We start from the raw sequence: 12,801 nt of genomic DNA on the forward strand, positions 1-12,801 counted from the left end.
GCTCTCCTGCGGCTCGACCGGCTGGTAGCGGCGTTGCGTCAGAGCCGGCCCTGCCTTTGCCGCCTGCCCTCAGCGGCCTCGCATCGTTTGCGAAGGCAGGACGCCGAAGCGCTTCTTGTAGTCGGCTGCGAAGCGGCCAAGATGGGTGAAGCCCCATTTCAAGGCGATATCGGCGACGCTATGGGTCTCATGGGTGTTGATGAGATCCTGGTGGGCGGCGGTCAGCCGCATTTCGTGCAGATAGGCCATGGGGGTGGTCATGCGGAACTGCCGGAATCCCTGCTGCAGCGTGCGGACGCTGACCTTCGCCGCCGCGGCGATATCCGCCAGGGTAATCGGCTCCGCGATATGGGCATGCATGAAATCGATCGCCCATTTCACATGCCTCGGCGCCGGCAGCGGCGCCGTACTGGCAAGCTGGTCCGAGTAGCGATGCGGAACGGCTTCCAGTATGAGATGGGTCACCGCATCGCCGAGCGACGCGAGAGCCAGCGGCGATTGCCGCAAAGGGGCATCGCCCCGCAGCCCCTCGCAGGTGGTTTCGACAAGTTGTGCCAAAGCCAGCCCCGGCCCGGCGCTGAGATCCATATGCGGGTAGAACTCGATATTGCCGCTGATGGTCCGCTCCAGAATGCTGATCAGGTGATTGGCAATCTTGCGCTGGTCGATGAACAAGGTGAGGTGCCGGCGCGGGCCATATAGCCGAACGCCTTCACTGCGCGCTCCATCGACGATCGTTCCGTGTCCCGGCCGCGACCAGATTTCCCTGCCGCCGGGCTCGAACAGGGCAGCTCCTCGTGTCGGCAGGAAGATCAGCAGCTTGTCGCTCGGCGCCTGCCGCCTGCATTCCATTTCGCCTTCATAGGCGCAGCTGCCGAAGGATATAACCCCGGTGGAATAGAACTCGCAGTCAAACGAAAGTGCTTCACCACTCAGCCTGTTGACTTTGATTGGAGAAGCAGGCGTGGACAGGACGGCTGCAAGTTCATCCGGATCGACGCCGCGAAATGACGTGGCTGCAATAGAGATCCTGTCCACTTCGCTGTTACCTTCCCCAAGCGGAGGCGGGTCTGGCCACAGGCAAAGCGAAAATAGAGGCCGCCGGCTGCAGCTGCCGGCGCCACCTGTTTTCCGCTTCCCGGGGTGTGCGAAGCTATCCCGCCATCCCATTCTCGCGAATGAAGAATCGCACGGCGCTATTCGTCCTTCCGGACGGACTAAAGCTCCACAAAAATATCGCGCGGCCAAGACATCTCGGCGTCATACGGACAGAAGTTGCGCGCTATGGATATTGCGTTTCATGAGGTCGGCAAGGCGATCTACCTGCGATCGAACTTGCTCTGCGCCACGTGCTTGCCGCGTCGATTCGGCGCCGAAGGTCGGGTGATTTCTGCCTGACTGCAACAACACTCTACCCTTGGCCTTATCGCAGGACGGCAGAAGCGATGTCGCCTCATTCGCGCTTCTCGGAGCCGCGATCGTCCGCGCTCGTCACACGTGGTTCCTGTGAGGGGTGATCCGGAAACAGGTCGTTGATCTTGTAGGCGACCTCGGTCCTGTTGGCCGCCTTGATCTTCTTCATGATGTTGCGGACGTGGACCTTGACCGTGCTTTCCCGCAGGTTGAGCTCGTAGGCGATGACCTTGTTTGCCTTCCCACGCCGCAGGGCCTCCACCACCTCCGCCTGGCGGTCGGTGAACAGACCGGCCAACGGTCGCTCGGCGGCGCCCTCCGTTTCGAACAGGTGGCGCATCGCGAACACGCTGCTTGCGGGAACGAAGATGCCGCCAGCCAGGGAAAGCGAGATAGCCTCGATGCAGACATCGACGCTTACCGAGGAAGGAATATAGCCTTTTGCGCCACATCTCAGCGCTTTTACGATCTGGGTCAGGTCGTCCCTGTCGGACAGGACGATCACCGGCACCGGGGCGACCTCTGATGCGAGTGCCGTGATGTCCTGTTCGATAGCCGGATCATCAATCTTCTTGTCGGCGATGTTCAAGAGGATGGCCGACGGCGGCGCAGTTTCCTCGCGTTGCCGTCTCCATTCGGCGGAGGACTCGAATGTGAGGATGGGCTTGCCGGGATGGTCGGCGGCGATGTTTCGTGCAAGGCTGTCGCGCCAGAGCACCCGCCCGTCGATGACCACAAGGTGCCGCTCTTGCGGCAGGCGCGCTTCCGTTTCCGTCTCGTGCGGTGTTTCACCGGCGTCGTCGGGAGCAGCGTTGGCCTGGGCCTCCCCGCGGTCGATCGGGCCGGAAGAGCTTACGGCCGGTTCCCCTCCGCCGCTCGTCAAACTTTCGTTGGGGTCGAGGGAGCTGTTTTCTGGGCTATTGCGAAACGCGCTTACTTCGTTAACCACATTTGCCTCGAAACAATACTAATTACTATAAGAATCTGAGGATTCTGAAAAAGTGCGAGATAATATCAAAAATATATCGGCAATATCGTTATCGTAGTCTCTGTCATTTGTTCGCGTCTGAACAGTGCAGAAAAATGTGTACACTTGAAGCATATGGCGAGGAAAGAACATACGCCTTTTGGCGCAGCTTTCTCTATCCTCAAACCCTTCTTTTAATTGACCTAGTTCGCGTTCCAAATGCCGTGGCGATCGGTGCATGAGCAACCGCAGCTGCTAGAGAAAGGCACTTCCGGACTTATTCCGTTGCGAGATCGATTTGAGGTCAATCCTTGGGGTCCGTCGAGCGATACATCACTGCTCTTGGACGACATCCCAGGACTTCGCGAGTGTTGCCAATTCCTCAGCAAATATATCGGTGCAAGACGGAACGGAACAATGGGGATCAACGTCTGCGATCTCACTTAGCTTCGACGCTTGCTGGCGCCCTCGTCATGCGGCTGCCCTAGCGCGCGCAGAGGGCTCTCAAGGCTTCACTAGATGGATGCTGTCGCGGTACTGCTCTCGTTCATTTGGATGAAGCAGGGCAGGGCAAAGCTTCGCCGACCAGTAAACTTTCAATGGATAGGTCACACTTTTTGCTTCGTCGCTACTGGGTGCGCCCTCAGCTAGAGTTCGCGTAAGCGACGTGAATTGCGCAGGTTCGATCGACCAGCAGTTGCCGATCGATGGAGCGGGTGAGGGGTATGGCGTTACGGAACGTGGCTGATCAGGGTAGAGTTGGAGCCTCAGGCTTTGCGGAGGGTAAACGGCGGGCAGAGCCCCGCCGCGTCATTCTGATCGTATCGAGCGTCGGAAGCGTTTCGGAGCGGCTAATCGAGGCGATGGAACGCGAATTTCCATGGGTGCTCGTCGACCAGGTCGACGACGTCGATGCCGCATGCCGGTCCTTCCTGTATCCAGTCGCCTTGATTCTTGTCGACATCGGCCTGATGAGGGCACTCGAGGGAGCCGCTACCCGACTCTTGCACCTGCACCCTCAAGCCCTCACGGCGGTCATTGAACCGCATAGACAGGGCCAGAATACGTCCTTCGCCGACCTTCTGAGGTCGCCCCTCGTCCGGGGCATGCTGCCCATGAACGTCAGACTTGACGTATGGCTGTCGGTGATCCGGCTGATGCTCTGCGGCGGCGCCTATTTTCCGCCGGAACTGATCTTCCAGGCCAGCAAAGGCGCTCACCACTTGCCGTCCGACAATGGGATCGCCACGAACGCGCGCAGCGAGGTCGAGGGAGTTGCCGACCTGACCGCCCGCGAACTGCAGATTCTCGAGATGGTTTCCCGCGGGCTGCAGAACAAGCTCATCGCGGCTGAAATCCGCCTGTCGGAACATACTGTGAAAATCCACCTGCACAATATCATCACCAAGCTGGGCGCTCACAACCGGACCGAGGCGGCGGCTCGTTATCGCAGCTTTCAGGACCGGAAGTCATCGGCGCTGAAGGAGTTCCGCTCCACGACCTGAGCGCCTCCGGCAGGGCTGGGCCTGCCGGAAAGCCGGTCCGCTGCGGTCGCATCATCGGCCGCTTGCCGCTTCCAATTGCGCCGTGAATACTGCGAAAGGCGGATGGGGGAGACCGGTGAGCCGTCGAAGGCGGTAGCCATCCCCTCTTTTTCTGAAATTGTCAAATGCGATCAGGCGTCACCTAATCCGATGCTTCGCCTTACTGCATGTCTCCCTAAAGACATGCAGCGTCTGATAAGACGGCGCTGTAGGGGGCGGAGCCTGGGCTTGTGGCGCTGCTCATTCGGGAAAGGAGAAAGCTTGTCATCCGCTCGGAAAGTACCCGACCCCGTCAGCCGCCACCGGGCGGAAGGAGACGGGCAACAGAGCCGCAGATCATTATCGCCCATATGTGGGCGACGGCGCGGCCTTCTAGCGGGCTCTCTTCCTTTTTCGGTGATGCTCTACTAGACTATTGTGTATTACGTGTTTATTTTTGATGATGCAGTGTCGAGTTTAAGTTTTTCTCCTGAAGAGCGACGCCGATAGTATTAGTTCGAAAGTGGTATTTTGAGTATTTCCAGAAACTTTTACGGGTCAGGACCTTCGGGGTTGTGGCGCTTGTATCTATAGAGATCTTTTTTAAGGGGATTTTGCAATGGCTACCTTGATTTCGAGATTTGAGAAAATGCCGGCGTTTGCGCAGGAGACTCTCGGTGCAAACAGCCTCGCCCAGCTTGCGAGAGATGGGGAAATGCAGCAGGCGGAGGGGGTCGACAAACGCTGCCTGCTTCTGCTCGACAGCCGCGCTTTGGATCGTGAATGCTTGGCGAGGACCTTAACCACCCATGGGCTCGGCATGGAAGTCGGTGCCTTCGGTTCCATCGATGAATGGAGGGCGAAGCAGAGCAAATGCCCGCCGATCGGGGCCGTTCTCCTCAATATCGGCGCGCGCAAGGTTGCCGACGTCGCCGCCGAAATCGCCAAACTCGCCTCCGAGTTCCGGCCGGTGCCGATCGTCGTCCTCTCCGATATCGACGACCTCTCCCAGATCCTGCGGGTGCTCGAATGCGGCGCACGGGGATATATCCCTACCTCCGTTGGCGTGGAGGTCTGCATCGAAGCGATCGGATTGGCGATAGCGGGCGGAATCTTCCTGCCGGCGAGCAGCGTCCTCGCGGTCCGGCATTTGATCGAAAACCAAAGGCCGGAGGCGCCGCCGCTGGCCGGCATGTTCACGCTTCGGCAAGCGGAGGTCGTCCAGGCGCTTCGCAAGGGCAAGGCGAACAAGATTATCGCCTATGAGCTCAACCTTCGCGAAAGTACCGTGAAGGTCCATATCCGCAACATCATGAAGAAGCTGAAGGCGACGAACCGGACCGAGGTGGCATACAAGCTGAATGATCTCTTTACCGGCGAGGCGGGCTATCATTGATCGTCCCGACCTGTACAGGGGGATCGGCTCGCACGAGCCGGTCCATGCCTGTTGCGTTATGCCCGTGGAGCGGTGACGTTGCCGCATGTTTCCCTGAGCCGTCGCGGATTCGACGGTAGAAAAATGCAGTAACTGGAAGCGCCGCTCGCCTAAACACAGTACGTGACGGTGGCGTATTGGGCGGCGTCTGGCGGCTGCGTTTTTCTGTCTCATCAGCAGTCGGTCGTGGCCCGTGCGGCGCCGCCGCGCATTTTTCAATCGCCCGAATCCAAGTGAAGGGGCCGACCCCTTAGCGATTCCGAAGGCGGGCACCCGTAGCATTTGCGATATTCGGTCGCGAAGCGACCCATATGCCTGAAGCCCCATTTGCGGGCGATTTCCGCCACTGAAACCCTTTGGCCGGCTTTCAAGAGATCCCGATGGACCGCTTGCAGGCGAAGCTGGGCGAGGTAGCTGATCGGCGTCGTGCCCTTGAAGCGCTTGAAGCCCTCCTGCAGGGACCGAACGCCGATGCCGGCCGCCTCCGCGATCTCGGTCATCGACAACGGCCTGTCGAGATTGGCGTGCATGAAATCAACTGCACGCTTGACGTGCCTCGGTGACGGCAGCCACTCGCCCTGATTCAAGGCGGTGGAGAACCGATGCGGCACCGTATCGACAAGCAGGTTGACGATGCTTCCTGAGAGATGGGAAAGCGTTTCGGGCATATCACGCATCCCGCCGTCCGCGCCGAGGCAGGTGGCCATGATCTGCGACAGCCTGAAGATGATCTGGCCGGCCCCGGCTGCGAGGTCGAGTTGGGGGGTGAAGTCGAGCGAGCCGTAGACCGGCCGTTCCAGGGAGCCACGGAGGCGCTGGAAAATATCTTCCTGGTCTATGACGAAGGAAAGGTGGCTGCGGCTTCCCTCGATCTGCAGTTCCGACAGTCTGTTGCCGTCGAGGATCGCAGCTTCGCCCGGCTTGGAAATCAGATTCTCGCTCCGTCCTATCTTCACGCAGGCGGAGCCGTGCAGGGGAAGCAATATCAGCAGCTTAGGCACCTCGTCCTTCTGTCCGATGCTAAGAGTGCCCCGCGAAATCACGCGGCTGAAGGCGACCCGTCCGGCGGCGGCGAACTCATAGCTGTAGGAGAGGTCCGTTTTCAGCGGCCTTTGCACCCGGACAGGCCCGATGCAGCGCGTCAGAACTTCGGACAGCTCTTCGGCGTCGCTGCCCAGATATGAGAGTTTCATTCCCTGCCTTTGCCCTTGCATCGTCAGTTTCCCGATGAGAAATCAAGACATCTCGACCCGGCGCATCCTCCCGTTGCGCCCGGCCGCGTTTCTAATGCATGTCGCCCAAAACTGTGCAGCGGTTTTGGGATGACGACATGCACAAAAACAAAGACCTAAAGCGCGCCGCGTGAATACGTTTGAACGCGACGGGCTTTAGCACCTTATGGGTCCATTGCTCTGACACCCGCCGCAGTCCCGCGAGCGACTTGATCGAATAGACGGGCCAACGCGTGCGAGCCACGCAAAGTCGCTGACGTCTCCTCCCGGTTTTGTTAGCGCGCGCTTATGCAACAAGACGGCGGCTTACAAGTAGGAAGATTGAAATTTCCGATTCCTTCCCTTCGAGTGACGCCGCCGCCTCCTACTGCTGCTCAAATGTTGTGCGGAGTGCCGCGCGAAGTGGCAGAGTCTTCTGAAGTTCGATGCTGCTCCTAAGACTGGAATCCTACCGTCCTCGCTTCCGCAGGGAACAGTTAATTCGCGGTAATCTTCAGCCGCCCTTGAGATCGGAAGTTCTAGATCGGACGGGGGAGTTCTCTCTTCCCAGGATGTTAAGAGATGCTCGAAGAGCGGGGTTATCCGCCGCGCTGGATCAAGGCGTCGGGATACTGGATCCTGGGTCAGGCCACGAGAAGTTCGACGAGGCTTAGGCCGCATCGAAATTTCCACGTGCCGTAGCTCATCCGCCGGTTTGTCATGGATCGTCCTTAATACTGCCACGACCGGTGCGGGAGACGGAGCACGGATTCACTTCGTCGTGAGTTTTAGGTGAAGGTAATGACTTCGGCGCCCGTTCGCCCTAGGTCGAGGCGATGATCAGATCTCTGGCCGTCGTTCTATTGCTCTTGCTGCCGCTTGCCTCCAGCGCAGCCGCGGAGTCTCCTGCCGTTCCCGATCTGGTGAAGGGGCTTGCCGATCGGGAAGAGCTGAAGCCGCTGAAGACCGTCATAGTCGCGCGTGACGGTGAGACAATCGCCGAGCAGGGCTATCGCGGCCACTCTCCGGGCGAATCGACCAATATCAAGTCCGCGTCGAAGTCGATCATATCGGCCCTGGTCGGGATCGCGATCGACAAGGGCCTCCTGGACGGTCCTGAACAGAAGATCGCACCGCTGCTGAAGGAGGATCTGCCCTCGCCGGCGGATCCGCGGATCAATGATATCACCATCGGCAACCTGCTTTCCATGCAGGCCGGACTTGGCCGGCTGTCGGGGCCGAATTACGGCCGTTGGGTATCGAGCCGCAATTGGGTTCGCTTCGCGCTCTCGCAGCCTTTCGCCGACGAGCCTGGCGGCCGGATGCTCTATTCGACAGCCTCGACGCACCTGCTTTCGGCGATCCTCACCAAGGCCGGCGGCAAGTCGACGCTCGCGCTCGCGCGCGATTGGCTCGGTCCGCTTCAGGGTTTCAGGATCGGTGCCTGGGAACGCGATCCCCAGGGCATTTATCTCGGCGGTAATCAGATGGCGATGAGCGCAAGATCGTTGCTTGCCTTCGGAGAACTATACCGCAAGGGCGGCCGGGCGTCCGACGGACGGCAGATCGTTCCGGCGGACTGGATCGATCTTTCGTGGCAGCCCCACACGAACTCCTATTTCTCCGGCGACGCCTATGGCTATGGCTGGTTCACCCGCCGGATCGGCGGCGAGACGGTCCATTTCGCCTGGGGCTATGGCGGCCAGATGCTCTACATCGTCCCGGCGCTGAAGCTCACCGTGGTCATGACCTCCGAGGAGAGCGGCCCGTCGGCGCGCAACGGCTACCGCGACGCGTTGCATCGCGTCCTGGCGGAAATCGTCAGCGCAGTGAAAGCGGATTGAGTTGGGGAGGACTATCGAAGCCGCGAAAGGCTAAACGAGCCCTTCGCGGCTGTTGGTCGTTACGCGCTGCCCAGGGCCTCATGCCGTCGGCTGCTTCGTCTTCCTGAGATAGGGAAGAACGGTGTCGAAGGAGCCGAAGCGCTGGATGGCGTCCTCGTTCGATACTGCGGCCGTGATGATGACATCTTCGCCCTGCTTCCAGTTTGCCGGCGTTGCGACCTGATGCTTGGCGGTGAGCTGGATGGAATCGATGGCGCGCAGGATCTCGTTGAAGTTGCGGCCGGTGGTCATCGGATAGGTGAGGATCAGCTTGATCTTCTTGTCGGGTCCGATGACATAGACCGAGCGCACGGTGGCGTTGTCGGCGGGCGTGCGGCCCTCGGACGTGTCGCCGACGCCGGCGGGCAGCATGTCGTAGAGCTTGGCCACCTTCAGATCCCGGTCGCCGATCAGCGGATATTCGACGTCGAAGCCGGTCGCGACCTTGATGTCGTTCTTCCACTTGGCGTGGCTGTCGACGGGATCGACCGAAATGCCGATGATCTTGACGCCGCGCTTGCGAAACTCGCCTTCGATCCCGGCCATGGCGCCGAGTTCGGTGGTGCAGACGGGCGTGAAATTCTTCGGATGCGAGAAGAGCACCGCCCAGCCATCGCCGATCCATTCATGGAAATTGACGGTGCCTTGTGTCGTCTCGGCGGTGAAATCGGGGGCGGTGTCGTTGATGCGGAGGCTCATGGCTTGCTCCTTTCGGGTCGACGGGAATGGGCCCAAGAATAGCGCAATCAACGGAGTTTTCGAGGACGAAACGCGCCGTCGCGACGCGCAAGAGAAACGTCTGCAGCGTGTTTCTGCCGCTTCAGAGAAAAATCTTCCATCGGCAGATGGCGGGTCCGCAAGCAGTCGCTCGCAGGTGGCAGCGTTGACACTGCCGCATGCTTGCCGCATAGAATGTCGGCATTCCGAGGGGAGCGCCGAGCGGCGCTGAGACGGCGGTGAGCCGGACCCTTGAACCTGATCCGGGTCATGCCGGCGTAGGAACGGAAAGAGGCTACCCTCCGCCACGTCTTCGCCTTCACCTGGGTCTCCGTGATTTTTCACCAGGAGATCGACCAATGCAGCCTCATGCGCCCGTGCCGCCGATCGCGCTCACCATTGCCGGATCGGATTCGGGCGGCGGGGCCGGTATCCAGGCGGATATCAAGACTTTTTCGGCCCTCGGCGTCTACGGCGCCAGCGTCGTGACGGCGATTACCGCGCAGAATACGAAGGGCGTCACCGCCGTCGAGGACGTCTCGCCGGAGATTGTCGCAGCGCAGATAGACGCGCTTTTTTCCGATCTCGACGTGAAGTCGATCAAGATCGGTATGGTCTCGCGCCGGGAAACGATCATCGCCATCGCCGAAGGCTTGCGCCGCTTCGAGAGGCGCGCTGTTGTCGACCCGGTCATGGTCGCAACCTCCGGCGATCCGTTGTTGCAGCCGGATTCGATGGCCGCGCTCACGCATGAGCTTCTACCCTTGGCAATCGTCGTCACACCCAATCTGCCGGAGGCGGCACTTCTCACCGGCCGCCCGGTTGCAGAGGACGACGCCGAGATGACCCGCCAAGCCGAGGCCCTCATGACGTCGGGCGCCCGCTCGGTGTTGATCAAGGGAGGGCATCGGAGAGGCAGCGACGCGACCGACCTCTTCTTCGACGGCGATCGGCTCGTCCGCTTCCCGGCGCGGCGCATCGAAACACGCAACGATCACGGGACCGGCTGCACGCTTTCGGCCGCCATCGCCGCCGGTCTTGCCAACGGACAGCCGCTCGCCGAGGCGGTGGGCGCCGCGAAGGCCTATCTGCACGCGGCGATTTCCGCCGCCGACCGGCTGAAGGTCGGAGGGGGCCGGGGACCGGTCCACCATTTCCACGAATGGTGGGGGCGCTGAGGCGGATTCATATTAGGCGGGATTGCCGCCACGCCCACCGGCAATTGCAGCAGCTATAGGCGAACCCATTCAGGGCCGCCTATAGCACCGCGCAGGAGTTCGCGGTCAGGCGGCCGTGTGCCGGCTCGTGACGCCTTCCTCGATATAGTACTTGCCGTAGCGGTGCCGATATTTCTCCGCACCGCCGAAGTCGCTGTATTTCTCGAGTTCGTCCATGTCGGTCTTGTTGAGGATCACGCCCAGGACCTTTGCATCGATCTGCGGCTCGGAATTCAAGAGGTCCCGAACGAGCCTCGAGGGCGTGCGGCCCCATTCTACCACGAAGAGGACGCCGTCTGCGAGCGGCGTGAAGGCCTTCGCGTCGACCACGGGAGCAAGCGCGGCGAGATCGACCACGACGTAGTCGAAGGAATTGCGGGCATTCTCGATGAGCCCCGCCATCGCCTGGGAGGCGAGCAGTTCGTTGCTCTGATGCCTGCGATCCGACGCTCCGCCGCCGGCCGGCAGGATCGCGAGCTTTGTGCGCTGATCCACCTTGATGCCGGCGGGCCAGGTCGCTTCTCCCGTCAGCGTCTCGACCAGCCCCGTGCGCGGAGCCGGCGTGATCATCTGGGTGAGACCGGGCTTGCGGATGTCGGCGTCGATCAACAGTGTCCGCTTGCCGCTCGAGGCCAGCAGCGCCGCGAAATTGGCCGCGACGATCGACTTGCCCTCGTCCGGAAGGGCCGAGACGATCGCGATGACGCGGCTCTCGTTTCCGGGCAGCATATGGTCGCAGGCGAGCTTGGCATTCCGGAATGTCTCCGCGAAGGCGGAGCGCGGCGCATCGAGCACGATCCGCGAAAGGCGTTGGAATGGCGTGGCGCCCTCCGAAGGGTCGTGCGGTTGTCGGTCCGATCCGAAACGGGCACGCACGAGCTGCGTTGTTTTCTTCGTCCGCGAGCCGATCAGCGGAACGTAGCCGAGCGATCGGTGGCCGAGCATGGAGCGCACCTCGCCTTCAAGCCGGAAGGTTCTTTCGCGGAATTCGAGGAATGCGGCATAGGCGCCGCCGAACATCAGGCCGAGCACGGCCGAAAGCGCCAAGGTCATGGTCTTCTTCGGGCTCGACGGCGCCGTCGGGACGCCGGCTTCGGAAATGACGCGCGCCTTGGCGATCGGGAAGGACTGTTGCTGCGTTGCCTGTTCGTAGCGGCCGAGATAGGATTCGTAGAGCGTCTTCAGCGCCGCGGCCTTCTGCTCGAGGACGCGCAACTGCACCAGCGACTTGCTGGCGTCGGAATTCTTGCCGGCGATCCCCTCGATGCTCTTGCGCAGCGAGGCCTCGCGCGAGCGGGCGACTTCGAACTCGTTCTTGTAGCTTGCCGTCAGCTGCTGCAGTTCCTGATAGATCTGCCGGCCGATGTCCTCCTTCTCGGCCCGAAGCGAAACCGCCTGCGGATGGTCCTCGCCGAAATTCTGCGCCACCTCCTGCTCCCGCTTGCCGATGCCGAGATAGCGGGTGCGCAGGTCCCGGATCACCGAATTGTCACCCTCCTTGGGGGAGATGGTGGCATTGTTGACGGCGGCCTCCGGCCCCTGGTCGATGATCGACTTGAACTGTTCGTAGCGCGCCGAGGCACTGGCCGTATCCGCCTGCGCGACGATCAGCTGACTGTTGAGATCGGCGAGCTGCTGTTCGGACATCAGTTCGCCGCGCGCCGCGGTCAGGCCGTTCTCGCTGCGGAACTGCTCGACCTCGAGGGCGGCCGCCTGCGAGCGCTGCCGCAGATCGTCAAGCCGCTCCTGCAGCCAGACCGAAGCCCGTTCCGTCGCTTCGAAATTGGCGTTCAGCTGGTCGGTCAGATAGGCTTCAGCATAGGTCCTGACGACACCGGCGGCAAGCTGCTGATCGCTCGATCGGAAGGAAAGCGCAATCACCGAACTGCGGCCGACGCGTTCGACATAGAGCGACTGCTGCAAGATTGCCGAGGCTTTCAGCCGGCGGCCATTGCGCGCCGCTTCCTCCGAAACGCCCGGCCCGCCCGAGAACAGGCCGGTCGCCGTCTTCAGCCAGTCCTTGACGACGGCGGCCGGCGAACGGGGCGGATTGACGATGGTATCGTTCTCCGAAAGGTTGAGCTTGTCGACCACCCGCAGCGCCAGCTCCCCGGACTTCAGGATCTCGACCGCGCTGGCGATCTGCGTGTCGAGCATCTGGCTGTTGGTCGGCACCGGTTCTTCCTCGGCATATTTCGACAGGTTGTCGTCGAGGAGGATCTGCGTCAGCGAGGTGTAATAGGGGGTCGCGAACAGCAGATAGGCGGCCCCGAGCAGGATGAAGAGCACCACGAACGCTGCAACGAGCCTTGCCCGGCGGACGACGACGGCCAGCAGACGGTCGAGATCGATAAAGCCGTCCGATTGTTCCTCGCGGGGCACGATGCTCAAGGGTACACTTCTCTGTTTCATGGGGGCCGTTCTGTTCATCTTTT

At 61.1% G+C, this 12,801-nt stretch carries 9 protein-coding genes and 1 riboswitch; of the genes, 4 read left to right on the plus strand and 5 right to left on the minus strand.

What is annotated here, in order from left to right; translation table 11 throughout:
* Positions 1-69: 69 nt before the first annotated feature.
* Positions 70-1,038 (minus strand): AraC family transcriptional regulator, encoded by a 969-nt coding sequence (locus tag CO656_RS11755; protein ID WP_097525877.1) that lies wholly within the window; start codon positions 1,036-1,038, stop codon positions 70-72.
* 415 nt (positions 1,039-1,453) lie between these two features.
* Positions 1,454-2,170, minus strand: coding sequence for a response regulator transcription factor (locus tag CO656_RS11760; RefSeq protein ID WP_234819759.1), 717 nt, complete (start codon positions 2,168-2,170; stop codon positions 1,454-1,456).
* Positions 2,171-3,105: 935 nt separating this feature from the next.
* Between CO656_RS11760 and CO656_RS11765 the strand changes: the two genes are divergently transcribed.
* Positions 3,106-3,885, plus strand: a complete 780-nt coding sequence (locus tag CO656_RS11765; protein ID WP_097525879.1) for a response regulator transcription factor — start codon at positions 3,106-3,108, stop codon at positions 3,883-3,885.
* Between the two features lie 637 nt (positions 3,886-4,522).
* Positions 4,523-5,299 carry a response regulator transcription factor gene (locus CO656_RS11770; protein ID WP_037419359.1) on the plus strand — a complete coding sequence of 259 codons (777 nt, stop codon included), beginning with the start codon at positions 4,523-4,525 and terminating at the stop codon, positions 5,297-5,299.
* Between the two features lie 254 nt (positions 5,300-5,553).
* Here CO656_RS11770 and CO656_RS11775 read toward each other — a convergent pair whose 3' ends face one another.
* Positions 5,554-6,531 (minus strand): AraC family transcriptional regulator, encoded by a 978-nt coding sequence (locus CO656_RS11775; protein ID WP_234819755.1) that lies wholly within the window; start codon positions 6,529-6,531, stop codon positions 5,554-5,556.
* 854 nt (positions 6,532-7,385) lie between these two features.
* On the opposite strand from CO656_RS11775, the gene CO656_RS11785 reads away from it, so the two are divergent.
* Entirely contained in the window at positions 7,386-8,393 is a 1,008-nt protein-coding gene (locus CO656_RS11785; RefSeq protein WP_097525882.1) for a serine hydrolase, read from the plus strand.
* 78 nt (positions 8,394-8,471) lie between these two features.
* Here CO656_RS11785 and CO656_RS11790 read toward each other — a convergent pair whose 3' ends face one another.
* Positions 8,472-9,131 (minus strand): peroxiredoxin, encoded by a 660-nt coding sequence (locus CO656_RS11790; RefSeq protein ID WP_037419364.1) that lies wholly within the window; start codon positions 9,129-9,131, stop codon positions 8,472-8,474.
* A 217-nt stretch (positions 9,132-9,348) separates the two neighbouring features.
* Positions 9,349-9,451, plus strand: a riboswitch (TPP riboswitch).
* A 75-nt stretch (positions 9,452-9,526) separates the two neighbouring features.
* Between CO656_RS11790 and thiD the strand changes: the two genes are divergently transcribed.
* Positions 9,527-10,327, plus strand: coding sequence for a bifunctional hydroxymethylpyrimidine kinase/phosphomethylpyrimidine kinase (gene thiD / locus CO656_RS11795; protein WP_097525980.1), 801 nt, complete (start codon positions 9,527-9,529; stop codon positions 10,325-10,327).
* Positions 10,328-10,432: 105 nt separating this feature from the next.
* Here thiD and CO656_RS11800 read toward each other — a convergent pair whose 3' ends face one another.
* Positions 10,433-12,796, minus strand: coding sequence for a polysaccharide biosynthesis tyrosine autokinase (locus tag CO656_RS11800; protein WP_097525883.1), 2,364 nt, complete (start codon positions 12,794-12,796; stop codon positions 10,433-10,435).
* Between the last annotated feature and the right edge of the window lie 5 nt (positions 12,797-12,801).

The sequence above is a fragment of the Sinorhizobium sp. FG01 genome, assembly GCF_002531875.1.
In the GTDB taxonomy this organism is placed as follows: domain Bacteria; phylum Pseudomonadota; class Alphaproteobacteria; order Rhizobiales; family Rhizobiaceae; genus Sinorhizobium; species Sinorhizobium fredii_C.